At 71.1% G+C, this 19,025-nt stretch carries 19 protein-coding genes; 5 read left to right on the plus strand and 14 right to left on the minus strand.

What is annotated here, in order from left to right; all coding sequences use genetic code 11:
• The first annotated feature begins 187 nt into the window (after positions 1-187).
• Positions 188-919, plus strand: coding sequence for a phosphatase PAP2 family protein (locus AB0F29_RS37670; RefSeq protein WP_361882321.1), 732 nt, complete (start codon positions 188-190; stop codon positions 917-919).
• Positions 920-1,102: 183 nt separating this feature from the next.
• Here AB0F29_RS37670 and AB0F29_RS37675 read toward each other — a convergent pair whose 3' ends face one another.
• A complete protein-coding gene (locus tag AB0F29_RS37675) occupies positions 1,103-1,393 on the minus strand; it encodes a hypothetical protein (RefSeq protein WP_361882438.1) in 291 nt (96 codons plus the stop codon).
• Between the two features lie 213 nt (positions 1,394-1,606).
• Here AB0F29_RS37675 and AB0F29_RS37680 point away from each other — a divergent pair, with 213 nt between their 5' ends.
• Positions 1,607-2,467 carry a hypothetical protein gene (locus tag AB0F29_RS37680; protein ID WP_361882324.1) on the plus strand — a complete coding sequence of 287 codons (861 nt, stop codon included), beginning with the start codon at positions 1,607-1,609 and terminating at the stop codon, positions 2,465-2,467.
• Positions 2,468-2,716: 249 nt separating this feature from the next.
• Positions 2,717-2,920: a hypothetical protein gene (locus tag AB0F29_RS37685; RefSeq protein ID WP_361882326.1), complete on the plus strand. Its 204-nt coding sequence runs from the start codon at positions 2,717-2,719 to the stop codon at positions 2,918-2,920.
• Between the two features lie 43 nt (positions 2,921-2,963).
• On the opposite strand, the gene AB0F29_RS37690 is transcribed toward AB0F29_RS37685, so the two are convergent.
• Positions 2,964-3,347, minus strand: coding sequence for a metal-sensitive transcriptional regulator (locus AB0F29_RS37690; RefSeq protein ID WP_361882329.1), 384 nt, complete (start codon positions 3,345-3,347; stop codon positions 2,964-2,966).
• A gap of 319 nt (positions 3,348-3,666) precedes the next feature.
• On the opposite strand from AB0F29_RS37690, the gene AB0F29_RS37695 reads away from it, so the two are divergent.
• A complete protein-coding gene (locus AB0F29_RS37695; RefSeq protein WP_026290881.1) occupies positions 3,667-4,287 on the plus strand; it encodes a DUF47 family protein in 621 nt (206 codons plus the stop codon).
• 5 nt (positions 4,288-4,292) lie between these two features.
• Entirely contained in the window at positions 4,293-5,291 is a 999-nt protein-coding gene (locus AB0F29_RS37700; protein WP_361882333.1) for an inorganic phosphate transporter, read from the plus strand.
• A 221-nt stretch (positions 5,292-5,512) separates the two neighbouring features.
• Here AB0F29_RS37700 and pstB read toward each other — a convergent pair whose 3' ends face one another.
• The 12 genes from pstB to AB0F29_RS37760 form a co-directional block, all read right to left on the minus strand.
• The gene (pstB, locus tag AB0F29_RS37705; RefSeq protein ID WP_361882336.1) at positions 5,513-6,289 is read right to left on the minus strand and encodes a phosphate ABC transporter ATP-binding protein PstB; all 777 of its coding nucleotides are present in this window, start codon (positions 6,287-6,289) and stop codon (positions 5,513-5,515) included.
• Between the two features lie 38 nt (positions 6,290-6,327).
• Positions 6,328-7,410: a phosphate ABC transporter permease PstA gene (gene pstA, locus AB0F29_RS37710; RefSeq protein ID WP_361882339.1), complete on the minus strand. Its 1,083-nt coding sequence runs from the start codon at positions 7,408-7,410 to the stop codon at positions 6,328-6,330.
• Entirely contained in the window at positions 7,407-8,399 is a 993-nt protein-coding gene (pstC, locus tag AB0F29_RS37715; protein ID WP_361882342.1) for a phosphate ABC transporter permease subunit PstC, read from the minus strand. Before pstC ends, pstA begins: the two co-directional genes overlap by 4 nt.
• A 199-nt stretch (positions 8,400-8,598) precedes the next feature.
• Complete coding sequence (gene pstS / locus AB0F29_RS37720) at positions 8,599-9,735, minus strand: phosphate ABC transporter substrate-binding protein PstS (RefSeq protein ID WP_361882345.1); 1,137 nt, start codon at positions 9,733-9,735, stop codon at positions 8,599-8,601.
• A 312-nt stretch (positions 9,736-10,047) separates the two neighbouring features.
• A complete protein-coding gene (locus tag AB0F29_RS37725; protein WP_361882348.1) occupies positions 10,048-10,500 on the minus strand; it encodes an NUDIX hydrolase in 453 nt (150 codons plus the stop codon).
• Positions 10,497-11,702 (minus strand): CHAD domain-containing protein, encoded by a 1,206-nt coding sequence (locus tag AB0F29_RS37730; protein ID WP_361882351.1) that lies wholly within the window; start codon positions 11,700-11,702, stop codon positions 10,497-10,499. Before AB0F29_RS37730 ends, AB0F29_RS37725 begins: the two co-directional genes overlap by 4 nt.
• A complete protein-coding gene (locus tag AB0F29_RS37735) occupies positions 11,689-13,938 on the minus strand; it encodes an RNA degradosome polyphosphate kinase (RefSeq protein ID WP_361882354.1) in 2,250 nt (749 codons plus the stop codon). The genes AB0F29_RS37730 and AB0F29_RS37735 overlap by 14 nt, the downstream gene beginning before the upstream one ends.
• A gap of 430 nt (positions 13,939-14,368) precedes the next feature.
• Positions 14,369-15,376, minus strand: coding sequence for an ABC transporter permease (locus tag AB0F29_RS37740; protein ID WP_361882357.1), 1,008 nt, complete (start codon positions 15,374-15,376; stop codon positions 14,369-14,371).
• Positions 15,373-16,290 (minus strand): ABC transporter ATP-binding protein, encoded by a 918-nt coding sequence (locus AB0F29_RS37745; protein WP_361882360.1) that lies wholly within the window; start codon positions 16,288-16,290, stop codon positions 15,373-15,375. The genes AB0F29_RS37740 and AB0F29_RS37745 overlap by 4 nt, the downstream gene beginning before the upstream one ends.
• Positions 16,287-16,715: a GntR family transcriptional regulator gene (locus AB0F29_RS37750; RefSeq protein ID WP_361882363.1), complete on the minus strand. Its 429-nt coding sequence runs from the start codon at positions 16,713-16,715 to the stop codon at positions 16,287-16,289. The genes AB0F29_RS37745 and AB0F29_RS37750 overlap by 4 nt, the downstream gene beginning before the upstream one ends.
• 97 nt (positions 16,716-16,812) lie before the next feature.
• Entirely contained in the window at positions 16,813-17,736 is a 924-nt protein-coding gene (gene mshD, locus AB0F29_RS37755; RefSeq protein ID WP_361882366.1) for a mycothiol synthase, read from the minus strand.
• Between the two features lie 107 nt (positions 17,737-17,843).
• Complete coding sequence (locus AB0F29_RS37760; RefSeq protein ID WP_361882369.1) at positions 17,844-18,941, minus strand: PDDEXK nuclease domain-containing protein; 1,098 nt, start codon at positions 18,939-18,941, stop codon at positions 17,844-17,846.
• Positions 18,942-19,025 lie beyond the last annotated feature (84 nt).

The raw sequence follows: 19,025 nt of genomic DNA on the forward strand, positions 1-19,025 counted from the left end.
CGGCCGGGCCGTTCCCTGGACAGGGGACGGGAACGGCACGCGCACTGACCATGCGTCGCGGTGACGCGGTACGGCGATGCTGTGCAGTGCGGTAGCGGACAGCACCGGACACGGGGGTTCGACCACGGCGGCGTGCAAGGACGCGCGTCGCAGCAGAAGAAGCAGACAAGGCAAGGGGCCGCAGCAGATGGCTGGACTCGAACTCGACGGGTCGAACCCGGACGTCAGTCTGCTCTACGACATCAACGGCCTCGCGAAGGCCGCTCCGACCTGGTTCGACCGGGTCATGGAGTTCGTCGGCGAGTACGGGATCATGTTCGGCCTGGTGCTGGTGGGCCTGTGGTGCTGGTGGAGCATGCGCAAGCGCGGGACGGCCGAGGACTCGGTGACGGCTGCCGCCGCCATCGTCTGGGCGCCGCTCGCCGCCGCCATCGCGATCCTCGTCAACGTCCCGATCCGCGGTTTCGTCGAACGGCCTCGCCCGTTCAACGACCACGAAGGCCTTGAGGTCCTGATCCACGGCAAGACGGACTTCTCGTTCGTCAGTGACCACTCCACCCTGGCCATGGGCATCGCCGTCGGCATCTTCGTGGCGAACCGGAAGTTCGGCTTCGTCGCGATCGGCCTCGCGCTCTTCGCCGGTTTCAGCCGGGTCTACATGGGCGTCCACTACCCGACCGACGTGATCGGCGGGTTCGCCCTCGGTACGGCGGTCGCCCTGCTGCTGGCCCCGCTCGCCATGGCGCTGCTGACCCCGCTGATGGCGGCGATCGCCCGCTCGCCGCGGGTGGGCTGGTTCGTCCGGTCGAAGAGCGCGGCCGTCGCGTACGCGGACGAGCACGGTGAGGCGATGGGCATCCCCGAGCCGCGGCCCGGTTCCGGACGGGGCGACGCGGGGGAGAAGGATCTGGCCGCCTGACGGTCTCCGTCAGCCCGGTCAGCCCGTCAGTCCCCTTCGATCGCGGTCACCACCTCGGTCAGCACCTCGGTCCTGCCGCCGTCCGTCTCCCTTCTCTCCCCGCCCTTGTCTCCCGATCCCCCGGACGCCTCTGAGCGTCCGGGGGATCGTGCTTCGACCAGGTCCCGCGGGCGAGCGGGTGGGTCAGGGGGTGACGAGGTGTTTCGCGGCGTCGGTACGGGCCAGGTCCCGGGACCTGCGTGCCGGTCCCGACCAGCCGCAGGAGCAGCGGGCCAGGCAGAACGAGCCGCGTTCGATCGTCGTGGCGCTGTGCCCGGCCGGCGGGCCGGGCGGGGGAGCGGAGGCGGAGTGGGACGGGGGCCCCGGGGCGGTGGGTGCCAGGACCACGACAGGGGCCGCCGAGGGAGCCGGGGCGGTCCGGGTGCGGGTGCGGGGGACGGTGGTGCGGGCCGGGGCGGGGAGATCCTCATGCACCCGACCACGGTACTGGCCACAGTCGGCGGACGGGGGGCGCATCCGGGCTTCTGCCCACAGGGCACCGCACCCGGCGACGGAGCGCAGGCTCCCCTCGCCGGGCCGCAACGCGCCGGGGGCGCGTGACGGGGGGCGTGACGGGGGGCGTCGGCGGTCGTTATGCGGGGCGGGTGAGGGCTCGGCCGGGCGGTAGTCGTTGGGGGTTGGCAGGCGATGGTGGTGCAGCAGTACAGGGACGGAGGCAGGGCCCGTACTGTTCGCGCCCTCGCCGCGGCCGGAGTGATCGCGGTCAGCGCCGGGTGTTTCGGCGGAGACGCGGGGAGCGGCGCGAGCGACGGTTCCGGGCGGCGCTCCGTGGCCGCCGATCGTCCGCTCGATCTGCTCGGGCAGGCGGCGGACGTCCTCGTCGAGGCGGGCGGCGCGGAGACCCGTACGTCGATGGAGACGGCGGCCGGCGGGACGCGGGTGACGATCCGGGGGCAGGGCGCGTACGACTTCCGCCGGCAGTTGGGGCGGCTCAAGGTGGTGCTGCCCGAGGAAGCCGTGGGTACGGACGGACACCGGCCGATCACCGAGCTGCTGGCCCCCGGGACGCTGTACATGAAGAACCGCGGTGCCGGGGTGCCCGACGACAAGTGGGTCAGGATCGACACGACCACGCTGAAGGACGGCAACCTCCTCACCGGCGGGGTCACCGACCCGATGGCGGCGGCCGAACTGCTGCGCGGCGCGGCCGGTGTGACCTATGCGGGCAAGTCCGAGCTGGCCGGGGTGACGGTGCATCACTACCGGGGGGTCGCGGATCTGGGCCGGGCGGCGCGGTCCGCGTCGCCGCAGTCGCGCGGGGCGCTGAGCGCGGCGGCGAAAGGGTTCAGCAAGGACGCCGTCCCGTTCGACGCCTACCTGGACGAGGACGGCCGGCTGCGGAAGGTGCGGCACCGGTTCACGTTCTCCGCCGAGGGCCCGGAGGTGTCGGTGGTGTCGACGCTGCTGCTGTACGGGTTCGGGCTGCCGGTCACGGTGAACCTGCCGGACGAGGACGCCATCTACACCGGCGAGATCCGGCAGGGGTGAGGGTGGCGGGACGACGGGACGGCGGGACGGCTGGGCGACGGGACGGGGCAGCGTCGCGTGTTGACGGCCGGGGCTGCCGGGACGGGGCGGCGTCGCGTGGTGGCGGTCGGGACGGGCCGGGTGGTGGGGCCGGTTGGGAGGGGGCGCAAAATGGTCCGTCCGTGCCATGCGCGGTGCGTATCGCGCTCTCTAGGCTGGGAAGCCGGTGTGCCCCAGGGGCCGGTGACGGCCGGGAGACGGCAGAGAGAGGTGACGCAGGTGGTGACGCTCAGCGCTCCGAACGCTCAGGACTGTGTGGCCCTCGCCGAGATCGAGCTGTGCGGCGAGCTGATGATCGCCGCGTCGGCGGCGGGCGAGGAACGCCTCAGCCCCGACCGGATCGACGAAGTGCTCGACGTACGCGGTGCGGAGTCCTGGGCGACGGTCCCCCGGCAGGCCGTTTGCCGGGGGTGACGCCCGCTTCCCTCCGCGCCGCCACCGCGCACGGGGTCGCGCCTCAGGTGCGGAGCAGGCGGGCGATGGCCTTCGTGGCCTCCTCGACCTTCGCGTCGACCTCCGCGCCGCCCTTGACGGACGCGTCGGCGACACAGTGGCGCAGGTGCTCCTCCAGCAGTTGGAGGGCGAAGGACTGGAGCGCCTTGGTGGACGCCGAAACCTGGGTGAGTATGTCGATGCAGTAGACGTCCTCGTCGACCATGCGCTGGAGGCCGCGGATCTGGCCCTCGATGCGGCGGAGCCGTTTGAGGTGCTCGTCCTTCTGGTGGTGGTAGCCGTGAATGCCGCGGTCGTGGTCGGTGACGATCTCCACCGGGGCGGCCGCCCCCGCGTCCGGGGCCGCCACGCCCGTAGATTCCGTCCCTGTGGTCCCGGTCGTGGTCATCTGCGTCCTCCCGTTGCTGTCCTCTGAGTGTCCCTGCCGGTAAGTGTCCCTGCCGGAACGTGGAAATGCCGAACCCTCGGGCCCACCGTTGCCGGCGGGGCCGTGCCGGACGATTCCGCCGCCCTGCCCCGCCCGTGCCGCGCCGTGCCGTATTGATACCCCTGCCGGGTATATGGTACCGAATCCTGCCGAACCGTGACCGGGGGGCCGTGCTGATCGCCGTGTCCGATGGGCGACACTGAAGAACGCCGGTTAGCCGTGGCCGGATGATGCGCCTAGCATCAGCCTGACCGAATCCAAAGCACCCCGAGGACCCCACGTGCGCTTTCGTCTGACCCCCAGGGAGACGAGCTTCTACGACATGTTCTCCGCGTCCGCGGACAACATTGTCACGGGCTCGAAACTCCTGATGGAACTGCTCGGGGCGGATTCTGCCTCCCGAGTCGAGATCGCGGAGCGTATGCGGGCAGCGGAGCACGCGGGGGACGATGCCACCCACGCGATCTTCCACCAGCTGAACTCCTCCTTCATCACGCCGTTCGACCGCGAGGACATCTACAAGCTGGCGTCCTCGCTCGACGACATCATGGACTTCATGGAGGAGGCCGTCGACCTGGTCGTCCTCTACCAGGTCCAGGAGCTCCCCAAGGGCGTCGAGAAGCAGATCGAGGTGCTGGCCCGGGCGGCGGAACTGACCGCCGAGGCCATGCCGGGGCTGCGGACCATGGACAACCTCACCGAGTACTGGATCGAGATCAACCGTCTGGAGAACCAGGCCGATCAGGTCCACCGCAAGCTGCTGGCCCAGCTCTTCAACGGCAAGTACGACGCCATGGAGGTGCTGAAGCTCAAGCAGATCGTGGATGTGCTGGAAGAGGCGGCTGACGCGTTCGAGCACGTCGCGAACACCGTGGAGACCATCGCGGTCAAGGAGTCCTGAACCTCGTGGACACCTTTGCGCTGATCGTGACCATCGGTGTCGCGCTCGGCTTCACGTATACGAACGGCTTCCACGACTCGGCGAACGCCATCGCCACCTCGGTCTCCACCCGGGCGCTGACCCCGCGTGCCGCTCTGGCGATGGCGGCGGTGATGAACCTCGCGGGCGCCTTCCTGGGCCAGGGGGTCGCCAAGACCGTCAGCGAGGGCCTGATCGCGACGCCCGTGGGGCAGAAGGGGATGGGGATCCTGTTCGCCGCGCTGGTCGGCGCGATCATCTGGAACCTCATCACCTGGTACTACGGCCTCCCTTCCTCGTCCTCGCACGCCCTGTTCGGCGGCATGGTCGGGGCGGCGCTGGCCGGCGGCACGGACGTCATCTGGTCCGGGGTGCTGGAGAAGGTCGTCATCCCGATGTTCATCTCGCCGTTCGTCGGCCTGATCGTCGGCTATCTGGTGATGGTCGGCATCATGTGGATCTTCCGGAACGCCAACCCGCACAAGGCCAAGCGCGGCTTCCGGATCGCGCAGACGGTCTCGGCGGCGGGCATGGCGCTCGGCCACGGCCTCCAGGACGCGCAGAAGACGATGGGCATCGTCGTGATGGCCCTGGTCATCGCGGACATCGAGGGCCCCAACGACGAGATCCCCGTCTGGGTCAAGATCGCCTGTGCGCTGATGCTCTCGCTGGGCACGTACGCGGGCGGCTGGCGCATCATGCGGACCCTCGGCCGCAAGATCATCGAGCTGGACCCGCCGCAGGGCTTCGCTGCGGAGACGACCGGCGCCTCGATCATGTTCGGTTCGGCGTACCTGTTCCACGCGCCGATCTCGACGACGCACGTCATCACCTCCGCGATCATGGGCGTCGGGGCCACCAAGCGGGTGAACGCGGTGCGCTGGGGCGTCGCGAAGAACATCATCCTGGGCTGGTTCATCACCATGCCGGCCGCGGCGCTCGTCGCGGCGCTGAGCTACGGAGCGGTTCTCCTGCTCTTCGGCTGAGCCGCCGGTGCGCGGTGATCCGACCGGGTTGGTTACACGTGTGGGTCCGCCCCCGTTCTCGTACGAGAACGGGGGCGGACCCTTTCGCCTTGTGGTGGCACCGCCATGCAGCACCGCAAGGCTGTCTGTGGGGTGGGACGGAGGGGCGTGGCCGGCCGGGGTGGCCGGGACAGCCGTCCCGGGGTGGCCGGGACGGCCGGGATGGGCCGTCCCGGGACGGCTCAGCCGAAGCGGCCGGAGATGTAGTCCTCCGTGGCCTGGACCGACGGGTTGGAGAAGATCCGCTCCGTCTCGTCGATCTCGATGAGCCGGCCGGGCTTGCCGACCGCCGAGAGGTTGAAGAACGCGGTGCGGTCCGAGACGCGGGCCGCCTGCTGCATGTTGTGCGTCACGATGACGATCGTGAAGCGCTCCTTCAGCTCGCCGATCAGGTCCTCGATGGCGAGCGTCGAGATCGGGTCCAGCGCCGAGCACGGCTCGTCCATCAGCAGGACCTGCGGCTCGACCGCGATGGCGCGGGCGATGCACAGGCGCTGCTGCTGGCCGCCGGAGAGTCCGGAACCGGGCTTGTTGAGGCGGTCCTTGACCTCGTTCCAGAGGTTCGCGCCGCGCAGGGACCTCTCCACGACGTCGTTGAGCTCGCTCTTGCGGTAGCTGCCGTTCAGCCGCAGGCCGGCCGCCACGTTGTCGAAGATCGACATGGTGGGGAAGGGGTTGGGGCGCTGGAAGACCATGCCGATCGTGCGGCGGACGGTGACCGGGTCGACGCCGGGCCCGTACAGGTCCTCGTCGTCCAGCAGCACCTTGCCCTCGACGCGGCCGCCGGGGGTGACCTCGTGCATCCGGTTCAGGGTGCGCAGGAAGGTGGACTTGCCGCAGCCGGACGGGCCGATGAAGGCGGTCACGGAGCGGGGCTCCACGGTCATCGAGATGTCCTCGATGGCCTTGTGGCTGCCGTAGTAGGCGTTCAGGCCGCCGATGTCGATGCGCTTGGCCATGGAAATCACTGCTTCTTTCGGGGTCGCTGTTGGCCGCGTCAGCGACCGGTCTTCGGGGCCTTCCAGCGGGCGATGCCGCGAGCCACCAGATTGAGGATCATGACGAAGGCGATCAGGACCAGAGCGGCGGCCCAGGCGCGGTCGTAGGACGCGACCTCGCCGACCTTGTACTGCTCGTAGATGTAGAACGGCAGCGAGGACTGGTCGCCTTCGAAGGGGTTCGCGTTGATCTGCTGGCTGCCGAAGACCACCAGGATGATCGGTGCGGTCTCCCCGGCGACGCGGGCGATGGCCAGCATGACGCCGGTGGTGATGCCGCCGATCGCGGTGGGCAGGACCACCTTCAGGATGGTGCGCCACTTCGGGATGCCGAGGGCGAGAGAGGCCTCGCGGAGCTCGTTGGGGACGAGCTTGAGCATCTCCTCGGTGGAGCGGACCACGACCGGCACCATCAGGATGGTCAGGGCCAGGGAGCCCATCAGGCCCGACGACTCGATGCCGACGATCAGCATGATCGACAGGATGAAGAGACCGGCCACGATGGACGGGATGCCCGTCATCACGTCCACGAAGAAGGTGACGGCCCGTGCGAGCGCGCCCTTGCCGTACTCCACGAGGTAGACGGCGGTCAGCAGACCGATCGGCGCGGAGATCACCGTGGCGATTCCCACCTGCTCCAGGGTGCCGATCAGCGCGTGGTAGACGCCCCCGGTGTGCTCGGCGCCGAGCACGCCGTTCATGGAGTGGGTGAGGAAGTGGAGGTCCAGACGCTCCATGCCCCGACTGACGGTCGTCCAGATCAGGGAGACGAGCGGGACGACGGCGATGAGGAAGCAGACCCAGACGATGCTGGTGGCGAGGCGGTCCTTGGCCTGCCGCTTGTTCTCGACGACCGTCGTCGCGACGTACGAGATGACCACGAAGAGGAGAGCCGAGAGCAGCCCCCACTGGATGCGGCTGTGCAGACCGGCGGCCAGTCCCGTGCCGACGCCGAGCGCGATGGCGACCGCGGCGAAGCCGATGGGGGCCCAGCGGGGCAGCGTCCGGCTGGAGAGGCTGGTTTCCCGGGGCGCCGAGGGGGGCGTCTTCCGGTCCAGCGGGGCGGTGGGTGCGTGGCTCATGCGTTGGCCCCCGAGTACTCCTTGCGGCGGGCGATGATGAGCCGGGCCGCGCCGTTGACCAGCAGGGTGAGGACGAACAGGACGAGGCCGGAGGCGATCAGGGCGTCGCGCCCGACCTCGTTGGCCTCTCCGAATTTCGCCGCGATGTTCTGGGCGAAGGTTCCGCCGCCCGGGTTGAGCACGTGCAGGGAGATGATGAAGCTCGGCGACAGGACCGTGGCGACGGCCATCGTCTCGCCGAGGGCGCGGCCCAGCCCCAGCATGGAGGCGGAGATCACGCCGGAACGTCCGAAGGGCAGGACGGAGAGGCGGATGACCTCCCAGCGCGTGGCGCCGAGGGCGAGCGCGGCTTCCTCGTTCATCTTCGGGACCTGGAGGAACACCTCGCGGCTGACGCTGGTCACGATCGGCAGGATCATGATCGCGAGCAGGATGCCGACGGTGAAGAGCGAGCGGGCGACGCCGACCTCGGTCTTCTCGAAGATGTACGTCCAGCCGAAGAACTGGTCGAGCCAGAGGTTCAGGCCCTCCAGATACGGGACGAGGACCAGGGCGCCCCAGATGCCGTAGACGATGCTGGGCACCGCGGCGAGCAGGTCGATCACGTAGGCGAGGGGGGCGGCCAGCTTGCGCGGCGCGTAGTGCGAGATGAACAGGGCGATGCCGACAGCGATCGGAACCGCGATGACCATCGCGATGATCGAGCTGACGACGGTGCCGAAGAGCAGGACCGCGATGCCGAAGACCGGCGGGTCGCCGGCCGGGTTCCAGTCGAAGGTGGTGAGGAAGTTGCCCTCGTTCTCCGAGAGGGCGATGGCGGAGCGGTAGCTGAGGAACACGGCGATCGACGCCATGATCACGAGCAGCAGGATGCCCGAGCCGCGGGAGAGACCCAGGAAGATCTTGTCGCCCATGCGCCCGGTGGACCGGGGGCTGGGCCGGTGGGCCGGCGGCGCCGGTGGGGTGTCTATCGGTGTGGTGGAAGCCATGGTCTTTCCGGTCTGTGTGGGGGAGCGGTGAGCTCCCCTGGCGGCGGTGCACCGGATGGAGAGTGGGGCGGGTGGCGGGCCGGTCCGGAGGGGTGCGCCGGGCCGGCCTGCCGGTGGCGCGTCACGTCGGTGACGCGGGGCGTCGTCGACGGGTTACGCCGGTGGGCGGGCGGGCCCGGTGGGCCCGGCCGCCCGGGTGTTACGAGAGGGAGCCGATGGTCTCGCGGACCTTGGTGTTGATCTCGGCCGGGATCGGGGCGTAGCCGGCGTCGGTCAGGATCTTCTGGCCGTCGTCGGAGGCGGTGTAGGAGAGGAAGGACTTGAGCGTGTCGAGGGTCTCGGCGTTGTTGCCGGTGTCGCAGACGACCTCGTACGTCACCAGGACCAGCGGGTAGGCGCCCTCGGCCTTGGTGGTGTAGTCGAGGTCGAGTGCCAGGTCCTTGCCGGTGCCCTTGACCTTGGCGGCGGCGATGGCCTTGGAGGCGTTCTCCGAGGTGGCCTTCACCGGGGCGGCGCCGCCGGTGTCGATGTCCACCGTGGTGATGCCCTGGGACTTGGCGTAGGAGAGCTCGAAGTAGCCGATCGCGCCGTCGACCTGCTTGACCTGGGCGGCGACGCCGGAGGAGCCGGACGCGGCCTGGCCACCGGGGGCCGGCCACTTCTTCTCGGCCTCGTACTTCCAGTCGCTCGGGGCGGCGGCGCCGAGGTACTTGCCGAGGTTCTGCGTGGTGCCGGAGTCCTCGGAGCGGTGGAAGGCCTGGATCGCCTTGTCCGGCAGCTCGACGCCGTCGTTCAGCTTGGCGATCGCCGGGTCGTTCCACTTCTTGATCTTGCTGTCGAAGATCTTGGCGAGGGTCGGGGCGTCCAGGACGAGGCTGTCGACGCCCTCCAGGTGGAAGCCGACCGCGACCGGGCCGCCGACCATCGGGAGGTTGATGCCCTGGCCGGACTTGCACATCTTCTTCGACTGGGCGACCTCGTCGGGCTTCAGCGCCGAGTCGGAGCCGGCGAAGCCGACGGTGCCCTGGTTGAAGGCGACGATGCCCTCGCCGGAGGAGGAGGAGTTGTAGTTGATCTGCACACCGTCACAGGCGGCCATGTAGTTCTTGACCCAGAGGTCCATGGCGTTCTTCTGAGCGCTGGAGCCGGAGGCGCGCAGCTGGCCCTTGGCCTTGCCGCAGTCGACGTCCGACGCGGCGGTCGTCTTCTCACCCGTTCCGGCCGTACCGCCGCCGGTGTTGTCGTCCGAACCGCACGCCGTGAGGACCAGGGCGCCGGAGACGGCGAGGGCACCGAGCGCGGTGGCACGAAGCCGGTTCTTGCGCTGAAGCTTCACTTTCGGGTGTTCCTTCCAGGAGCCGCCGTGGTCGTTTCGTTCTACGACGGCGTGCGATGAGGAGCGGTGCTGTGGCTTGCCGCCGCGCACCGTGTACGTCCGAAATTAGGCAGAACAGGTGAAGCCGCCGACGGGGGAGGGTGAACGGGAGGTGAACCGTGTCGGGCAGGTGGGTGCGGGCCGGTCCGGGACGGTGGCGGGGGCGCGGCGCGGAACGCTGATCAGGGCGGTCCGGGACGGTGGCCGGGGCGCGGTGCGGAACGCTGGGTCAGGGCAGCTCGGATCGCGTATCAGGGCCGGTCAGCACGCTGATCAGGGCGCGGCGAGGACGTCCAGCAGGGCGGTCAGCTGCCGGACGTCGCGGGGCTGGGTGAGCCGGACCCGGGCGGCGTCGGGGGCCAGCCACAGGATGCGGTCCACCTCGTCGTTGGCGGTGAAGGAGCCGCCGGTCGCCTCGGCCGCCCAGTAGGCGACCTCCTTGGGCCGGCCGTCCACCGGGTAGCGGGAGGTCGGCAGCCGGTCCCCGGGGGCGCAGTGGTGGCCGGTCTCCTCCAGCACTTCCCGTACGGCGGCGGCCAGCGGGCCCTCGCCGCGCTTCAGTTTCCCTTTGGGGAAGGACCAGTCGTCGTAGCGGGGCCGGTGGACCAGGCAGACCTCGACCCCGCCCCCGCCCGGGGCGCGGCGCCAGAGCACGCAGCCCGCGGCCCGGACGGTGCCGGTGCGGTTCTTCACGGGCCGCCCGGTGGCTCCCGGGTCGCCGCTCATGGGGTGCTCAGGGCCGCTGCGTACGGCCAGGTCTCCCGGAAGACGGACCGTGCCGCCTCCACCTCGTGGCGCTGGTCCGCGTGGAGCACGCCCAGCGCGTACGCCGTGGCCGGGGCGATCCGGGGGGTGCGGGCCGCCGCTGCCGCCGCCCCGGCCGCCTCCACGGCGTCCCGGTGCAGGTCGAGGGCGTGGCCCGCGCCGGTCAGGGCCGGGTCGGTGGCGCCGAGGACGACCTCGTGGGCGTACCGGTGCAGCCGCAGCAGCAGGCGGGTCTGGTGCCACGCCGCGTCCTGCGCCTCGTTGTACGGCTCCGTGTCGTCGGGCGGCAGGGAGGCCACGGCGGTGAGGAGGCGTTGCTCGGCGTGTTCGGCGGGCTCCAGGAGGGCCTGGGCGGTCCGGCCCGCGGGGCCCGGGGCCAGGGGTACGTCGGAGGCCAGGAGCGCCACGGCGTCGGCGACCGCGTGGAAGCGGGAGGAGCCGAGCGCCTGGAGGGCCGCGGAGTGGGACCGGGTCCGGGCGAGGGTGAGGCGGCGTTCCAGCAGCGCCCCCGCCCGTGCGGCGCCCACCCCGAGGGCGGCGCGGCCCTGGGCGTCGGAGGCGGCGCCGTCCCCGGCGGCCCGGACGCCCCGGGCGGCGGGGAGAGCGGCGCCGGAGAGCTGGTGCAGGGCCTCGACGAGCCGGGTGAGGCGGCCCGCGTAGGCGTGTTCGCGGGCGAGGAGGCCGGAGAGCCAGACCAGTTCGGCGCGGAGCTGATCGGCCCAGAGCGGGTCGAGCGCGGCCCGGAAGGTGTGCAGAGCGCCGCTGATCCGGCGGGCCGAGCGGCGCAGTGCGCGGGTGGCGGCCGCGGCGTCGTGGCCGCCGGAGTCCGCGGGGGCGCTGTGCTCGTGGTGCAGGCGCAGGCTCCGCAGGAACTCGGCGGCCTGCCCCCGGAGGTAGGGGGCGAGGACCGCCTCCGTGGTCAGCTCCCCGGTGAGGCGGGAGCCGGCGGGGCCGGAGCCGACGAGGCCCGGGGGGCGAGCCGCCCCCGTGGTGTCGGCGAGCTGCCGTGCCCCCGGTCCGGTGGCGCCGGCGAGGCGCTGTGTCCGCGGTTCCGTGGGGTGTACCCCCGGTCCGGTGGCGTCGGCGGGCGGCGCGTCCGGTGGGGTGCCGGGGGCCGCGTCCGGCGTCGGCCGGGTCGTCGTCTGCTGGTCAGGGCGTCGCACGCCTGCGCCTCCGGGCGTCGATGAGCATTTCCTGGACGTGCCGCAGCGGCTGGCCGTCCGCGTCCGTGGCGTGCCGGGTCCAGTTCCCGTCGGGGCCCAGGTGCCAGGAGGCGGTGGTGTCGGCCATACCGGTCTCCAGGAGTCGGCTGAGTGCGGCGCGGTGGGCGGGGTCGGTGACCCGGACCAGGGCTTCGATCCGGCGGTCGAGGTTGCGGTGCATCATGTCGGCGCTGCCGAACCACACCTCGGGCTCGCCGCCGTTGCCGAAGGAGAAGACCCGGGAGTGTTCGAGGAAGCGGCCGAGTATGGAGCGGACCCGGATGTTCTCGGAGAGCCCGGCGACGCCGGGGCGGATCGCGCAGATCCCGCGCACCCAGATGTCGACGGGGACGCCCGCCTGGGCGGCCCGGTAGCAGGCGTCGATGATCGCTTCGTCGACCATCGAGTTGACCTTGATCCGCACGTAGGCGGGGCGGCCCGCGCGGTGGTGGGCGATCTCCTTGTTGATCCGGGCGATCAGCCCGTCGCGCAGGGACTTCGGGGCGACCAGGAGACGGCGGTAGGTCTCGCGGCGGGAGTAGCCGGAGAGCCGGTTGAACAGGTCGGAGAGGTCCGCCCCGACCTGCGGGTCGGCTGTGAGCAGGCCGAGGTCCTCGTACAGCCGGGCCGTCTTGGGGTGGTAGTTGCCGGTGCCGACGTGGGAGTAGCGGCGCAGCGTGTCGCCCTCCTGGCGGACGACGAGAGAGAGCTTGCAGTGGGTCTTCAGCCCGACGAGTCCGTACACGACGTGGCAGCCGGACTCCTCCAGCTTGCGGGCCCACTTGATGTTGGCCTGCTCGTCGAAGCGGGCCTTGATCTCGACGAGGACGAGGACCTGCTTGCCGGACTCGGCGGCGTCGATGAGGGCGTCCACTATCGGGGAGTCGCCGGAGGTGCGGTACAGCGTCTGCTTGATGGCCAGCACGTCCGGGTCGCCCGCCGCCTGTTCCAGGAACGCCTGGACGGAGGTGGAGAACGAGTCGTACGGGTGGTGGAGCAGGACGTCGCGCTCGCGCAGGGCGGCGAATATGTCGGGCGCGGAGGCGGACTCCACCTCGGCCAGGTCCCGGTGGGTGCCCGCGATGAACTTGGGGAACTTCAGCTCCGGCCGGTCCAGCGAGGCGATGGCGAAGAGTCCGGTCAGGTCGAGCGGTCCGGGCAGCGGGTAGACCTCCGCGTCGGACACCTTCAGCTCGCGGACCAGCAGGTCCAGGACGTACGGGTCGATGGACTCCTCGACCTCCAGGCGCACCGGCGGGCCGAACCGGCGGCGCATGAGCTCCTTCTCCAGGGCCTGGAGAAGGTTCTCCGCGTCGTCCTCCTCAACCTCCAGGTCCTCGTTCCTGGTGACCCGGAACATGTGGTGCGCCAGCACCTCCATGCCCGGGAACAGCTCCTCCAGGTGCGCCGCGATGATGTCCTCGATGGGGACGTACCGCTGGGGCGAGGCCTCCAGGAAGCGGGTCAGCAGCGGCGGGACCTTGACCCGGGCGAAGTGGCGGTGGCCGCTGACCGGGTTGCGGACGACGACGGCGAGGTTGAGGGAGAGCCCGGAGATGTACGGGAAGGGGTGCGCGGGGTCGACGGCCAGCGGGGTCAGGACCGGGAAGACGCGCTGCCGGAAGAAGGTGAACAGGCGGGCCTGCTCCTTCTCGGTCAGGTCCGGCCAGCGGATCAGCTGGATGCCCTCGTCGGACAGGTCGGGGGCGATGTCCTGCTGGTAGCAGGCGGCGTGCCGGGCCATGAGTTCGCGCGAGCGGGTCCAGATGAGGTCCAGGACCTCGCGGGGCTGGAGGCCGGAGGCGGAGCGGGTGGCGACGCCGGTGGCGATGCGGCGCTTGAGGCCGGCCACCCGGACCATGAAGAACTCGTCCAGGTTCGACGCGAAGATGGCGAGGAAGTTGGCCCGCTCCAGGATGGGCGTGTTCGGGTCCTCGGCCAGTTCCAGGACCCGTTCGTTGAACGCGAGCCAGCTGCGTTCGCGGTCCAGGAAGCGGCCCTGGGGCAGCTCGTCGCCGTCCCGGTCGGGCTCGTAGGCGTCCGCGTCGGCGTCCAGATCGGGATCCAGATCGGCGGCGGTGGAGAAGCCGACCCCGTTGGAGGCGGGGGTGGCGTGTGGCCGGTGTGCGGCGAGTGAGCCGACGGACGGCTGGGCGGCGGGCTGGACCGGGACCTCGGACCTGGGCTGCTGGCTCATGGACCTATTGTTCCGCGCTGAGCGCTCCTCAGGCGCGTCGGAGCCCGGAAAGATCGCGGAAGGCCCGGGAAACCCCGGGTCACGGCCGGGGGAGCCCTGAGTGGCGTTTCCCCGGGCTCTCCCGTTGCGGCGGGGGGCGGGCACAGCTGGCTGCATCCCGTGAGGGTCGCAAGGGCGTCTGAATGGCCGGTAACGGCGACATGACGTACAGGAAGCGGTGTGCCTGCGGGTGGGCCTCGTCGTCACTGTACGTGTTCGGTGCGCTGGGCTTTTCTCGGGGGTGGGCGTACGTGTTCGGCGCGCTGGGCGCCGAGCGGGGCGAGCGTGCGTGTTCGGCACGCTGGGCCTCCTCGGGGGCGGCCGTACGTGCCCGCCGTCCGGGCCCACCTCTCGTGGGGCCCGGACGGCGGCCCGTACCGGGCTGGTCCGCTCAGTTGTGCAGGCGGCGCAGGACCCGGAAGGCGGCGAACACGGCGAGCGCGGCGAGGGCGAGCAGGATGCCGGTCTCGACGAGCTGGAGGGGCCAGTAGTGGGAGGCGGGGTGGTACTCGGCGAAGTGGGCGACGGCGCCCCGCTCGCGCATGCAGGCCTCGACGCTCTGCGTCATGACGGCGTCGCTGCAGTCCTCCCAGTACAGCCTCTGGCCCGACGCTGTGATCATGCCCATGTCGATGTCCCAGTCGGAGGGGCTGAGTCTGACGGCATCGGCGTTCTTCCGGAGGACGGTCGGCCACAGCAGGTGCCGCCACGTGGACAGGGCGACGGCCGTCGTGCCGAGGCCGAGGGCGGTGAGGGACATGGCCAGCAGGGTGCGGCGAACGAAGACAGCGCACAGCGCACCGACCGCGACGGCCAGCAACGCGAAGCCGAGGGCGGCGGGCCCGGTTCCGGGGAAGATACCGGGGCCGTACCAGTTGGTCAGGTGCGAGTACGGGTATCCCCGGAGCGCCCACAGCCCCCAGCGGTAGACGGCGATCAGGGCCGTCAGACCGATGACAGCCAGCGCGGTGGGCACGGCCAGCCGGGCGGCGAGCCAGTGTGCGGGGGAGACCGACTGCGCCCAGGCCAGCCGGAAGGTGCCGCTCTCCAGTTCGCGGGCGATCAGCGGGCCCGCGACGAAGACGCCGATGAGCCCCGCCAGCAGGAGCAGCACCGTGCCGCCGTCGGACAGGAAGACCTCGGTGGACGTACGGGCGTAGCTGGGCTGATAGACGGGGCCGCCGCACGGCGTGATGTCACCGTCCGCGCACAGCTCCTTCGAGGAGGCCATCCAGACGCGGAGCGCGACGACGATGACGATGCCGATGACCAACAGGGCGGCCCCGGCCCAGAGGGCCTTGCGGTGCACCCGCAGCACCACCCGCACGGGCCCCCGCAAGGTGGCGCGGGCGGGCGCGGCCGTGACCGCGTCGGGCTTCGGGGGCGTCAGCGTGCTCATGCGGCCGCCACCTCCGCATCGGCCGCGCCCGCGACGACGCTGGCGCTCGGCGTCAGCAGCGGCGGGGCGTCCGGGGAGCGGAGGTGGGCGAGCAGCAGCTCCTCCAGGGACGGTTCCGTGACGGCCCAGGCGGTGGTGTCCACGGGGCCCTCCTTCCTGACGAGCGCGGTGAGCTGACGTCCCGTCGTGCGGGATTCGACGACGGTGTGCGGGGAAAGGTCCCGCGTCCGGCCGGTGACGAGGGCGTGGGCGGAGACGATGTCCTCGGCCTCGCCGCCGAGCCGGACGCGCCCGCCGTCGACGAACAGGAGGTAGTCGCAGGCGCCCTCCAGCTCGGTGAGGATGTGCGAGGACATCACGATGCTGGTGCCGTGCTCGGCGGTCTCCGCCATCAGGACGCCCATCAGCTCGTGCCGGGCGAGGGGGTCGAGGTCGGCCATCGGCTCGTCCAGCAGCATCAGTTCGGGCCGCTTGCCGAGTGCGAGGGCCAGTGCCAGGCGGGTGCGCTGCCCGCCGGAAAGGGTGCGGACACGCGCCTTGCGCGGCAGCGGTCCGGCGATCCGGTCGGCGGTGGCGCGGTCCCAGCGCCCCGGGTTCAGCTCGGCCCCGGCCCACAGGGTGTCGGCGACGGTGAGCTGCGGGTACAGGGGCTTGTCCTGGGAGACGAAGGCGACGCGGTCGCGTACGTCGCCGGGGACGGTGGAGCCGAGGACGGTGAGGGACCCGGCGCTGGGGCGGTCCAGCCCGGCCGCCAGGTTCAACAGGGTCGACTTGCCGGCGCCGTTGGGCCCGACGAGGGCGCAGACGCGGCCGGCGGGCAGCCGGAACGAGCAGTCGTGCAGGGCGCGGTGGCGGCCGCCCCCGCGCCCGTAGGTCCTTCCGAGGCCGTGTGCCTCGATCGCGACGCCGGTCATCGTTCCTCGTCCCCCTTGTACGTGCTGTCCAGTACGGCGGTGAAGAGCGCGCCGACGTCGTCCTTCTCCAGGCCGGCCGCCCGGGCCCGGCGGGCCCAGTCGGCGAGTTCGGTGCGCAGCGGTGCGTCGGCGGCGGTCGCTTCGGCCGCGCCGCCCAGCGTGCCGAGCGTCCTGCGGACGAAGGTGCCGAGCCCGCGGCGGGCCTCGACGAGGCCTTCGCGCTCCAGCTCGCGGTAGGCCTTGAGGACCGTGTTCGGGTTGATCGCGGTGGCTTCCACGACCTCGCGGGCGGTCGGCAGCCGGTCGCCCGGTTCGAGTACACCCAGGCGCAGGGCCTGCTTCGTCTGCTGGACGATCTGGAGATAGGTGGCGACGCCGCTGCGCCGGTCGATGCGGAACTCGACCGCTGCGGATTCGGCTGTCATGCGCTGCACCACCCTTTCACTAATTGAGTAGTGAAAGGGTGGTGCAAAGAAGGGGCGGCGTCAAGTGACGCCGCCCCGGGGATGTCTGACGGGGGGTTCAGGACTCCGTGCGGTACATCAAATCCACCTCGTGCGTGGTGAAGCCCATGCGCTCGTACACCGTCACGGCCGCCGTGTTGTCCGCGTCCACGTAGAGCATCGCGGTGGGCAGCGTCTCGGCGGCCAGGTGGTGAAGCCCGATCGAGGTCAGCGCCTTGCCGAGGCCGCCGCCCTGGGCCTCGGGCAGGACGCCGACCACGTACACCTCGCCGAGCCGCTCCTCGGCGTGGACCTTCGTCCAGTGGAAGCCGACGAGCTCCCCGTCCCGCTCGGCCAGGAAGAAGCCCTTCGGGTCGAACCAGGGCTCGGCCTTGCGGTCGTCCAGGTCCTGCTGGGTCAGGGATCCCTGCTCGGGGTGGTGGGCGAACGCGGCCCGGTTCACGGCGAGCCAGGCGGCGTCGTCACGGCCCGGCTCGAAGGTCCGTACGGTGACGCTCTCCGGCAGGACCGGCTCCGCCAGGTCGAGGGGGATCAGGCTCCGCCGGAGCTGGCGCAGCTCGCGGAAGAGGGAGAGGCCGAGGACCTGGGCCAGGTGGCGGGCGGCGGAGCTGCCGCCGTGCGCCCAGACCCGCAGCCGCTTGCCGGTCGCGGCGAGGAGGGCCGCGCCCAGCGCCCGGCCGTGCCCGCTGCCGCGCCGGTCGGGGTGGACGACCAGCTCGGCGGCCGGGGCCTCCACCGGGTCGGTGTCCTCCAGCTGGGCGTACCCGGCGAGCGCTCCGTCGACGGTGAGGAGGAAGTGCCGTACGCCGTCGCGGTGGCCGCCCCGGATCCGTAGCCTGCCCTGCTCGGAGACCGCCTGCCGGCCGTCCGACCTGGCTGCCTCGGCGAGCAGGGCGAGGACGGCGTCGGCCTGCGCGGAGTCGAGTGCGTCGAGGGTGTGGACCTCGCGTCCGGGAGCGGGGAGGGGTGCGTCAGTCGTCATGCCTCCGAGCGTACGGCGACGGGCGTGCCCGGCGGGGGCGTGGTGGGGTGGCGGTGCCGCGGACCGTGAGGGAGCCGGGTCGGTGTGCGGCCTTGGACGGAGGGCGGTCAGGCGTCCTCGGACGGAGGCGTGGCGTTGAGGACGTTGTCCGCGATGCGGGAGAGGTCCTCCGCACTGGGCAGCAGCTCGCGCACCCCTTCGGGAAGCCCTGCGTACGTGCTGACGGCCAGCGGCGTGTTGTACCCGCGCAGGGCGTACTCCACCATGGCCCGGTCCCGGCTCTCGGCGATCAGGATGCCGAGCGTGGGCTCGTCCCGCTCCTTGTCCCTGACCAGGTCGTCCACCACCGAGACGTAGAACCCGAGCTGCCCGAAGTGCTCGGCCCGTGCCTTACGGGTCTTCAGCTCCAGCACGACGTAACAGTGCAGCTTGCAGTGGTAGAAGAGAAGATCGATGCGGTACTCCGAGTCGCCGACCACGATGGGGTACTGACGCCCGACGAAGGCGAACCCGACGCCCAGTTCGGTCAGGAACCGCACGAGGTTGTCGACCAGCGCGTCCTCCAGATCGCGCTCCGTCGGCCGGCCCGTGAGTTCGGTGAAGTCGAGGCGGTAGGGGTCCTTGAGAATCTGCCGTGCGGCGTCGGACTTCCCGGGCAGGCTGACGTCGAAGTTGTTCGCGGCGGCGCCTTCGGCGAGGTGCAGCTGCCGGTGGATCACCGACTCCAGATGCGTACGGGACCAGCCGTGGTGGACGGCGTGCTGGGCGTAGAAGTCCCGCTCGAAGCGGGTCGCGCACTTGCCCATGATGAGGACGACGTGGCCCCAGGGCAATTGTCCAACAGGCTGTTGGACAATTGAGTCGGGCCAGATCCTGGCCATCTGCTGCATGGAGTGAAGGTTGGACCGGCTGAATCCCCGCTGCTGCGGGAACTCCGTCCGCAGCTCCGTGGCGATCCGCTCGATGACCTTCGTGCCCCACTTCTCCCCACGTTGCCGCTCCAGGATGGTCCGCCCGATCTCCCAGTACATCCGCAGCATCTCGGTGTTGACCGTGAGCTGTGCACGGACATGGGAGCCGCGGACGATCGTCTTGAGGTCGTCGACCATGTCGAGGAAGCCGTCGGGAAGTCCGGCGGAGTGTTCTGCCGACGGTTGCCGCTGTTGGGCCGGCACCTTCGCCGTGGTCGTGAGTTCGTTCTCCATGGCGTACAGGTTTCCGGTGGTGATGCGTGCCGTGACGTTTCTGCCCGGATATGTGAGCCATACGGGTGATCCGGGCGCGTGTGG

Origin of the sequence: Streptomyces sp. NPDC026589 (assembly GCF_040638385.1) — a bacterium.
Classification (GTDB): Bacteria; Actinomycetota; Actinomycetes; order Streptomycetales; family Streptomycetaceae; genus Streptomyces.

Coding starts and splice junctions, on each gene's coding strand:
- AB0F29_RS37670 (WP_361882321.1), top strand. CDS start 188: ATGGCTGGACTCGAACTCGACGGGTCGAACCCGGACGTCAGTCTGCTC.
- AB0F29_RS37680 (WP_361882324.1), top strand. CDS start 1,607: ATGGTGGTGCAGCAGTACAGGGACGGAGGCAGGGCCCGTACTGTTCGC.
- AB0F29_RS37690 (WP_361882329.1), bottom strand. CDS start 3,347: ATGACCACGACCGGGACCACAGGGACGGAATCTACGGGCGTGGCGGCC.
- pstB (WP_361882336.1), bottom strand. CDS start 6,289: ATGGCCAAGCGCATCGACATCGGCGGCCTGAACGCCTACTACGGCAGC.
- pstA (WP_361882339.1), bottom strand. CDS start 7,410: ATGAGCCACGCACCCACCGCCCCGCTGGACCGGAAGACGCCCCCCTCG.
- pstC (WP_361882342.1), bottom strand. CDS start 8,399: ATGGCTTCCACCACACCGATAGACACCCCACCGGCGCCGCCGGCCCAC.
- AB0F29_RS37725 (WP_361882348.1), bottom strand. CDS start 10,500: ATGAGCGGCGACCCGGGAGCCACCGGGCGGCCCGTGAAGAACCGCACC.
- AB0F29_RS37735 (WP_361882354.1), bottom strand. CDS start 13,938: ATGAGCCAGCAGCCCAGGTCCGAGGTCCCGGTCCAGCCCGCCGCCCAG.
- AB0F29_RS37740 (WP_361882357.1), bottom strand. CDS start 15,376: ATGAGCACGCTGACGCCCCCGAAGCCCGACGCGGTCACGGCCGCGCCC.
- AB0F29_RS37745 (WP_361882360.1), bottom strand. CDS start 16,290: ATGACCGGCGTCGCGATCGAGGCACACGGCCTCGGAAGGACCTACGGG.
- AB0F29_RS37750 (WP_361882363.1), bottom strand. CDS start 16,715: ATGACAGCCGAATCCGCAGCGGTCGAGTTCCGCATCGACCGGCGCAGC.
- mshD (WP_361882366.1), bottom strand. CDS start 17,736: ATGACGACTGACGCACCCCTCCCCGCTCCCGGACGCGAGGTCCACACC.
- AB0F29_RS37760 (WP_361882369.1), bottom strand. CDS start 18,941: ATGGAGAACGAACTCACGACCACGGCGAAGGTGCCGGCCCAACAGCGG.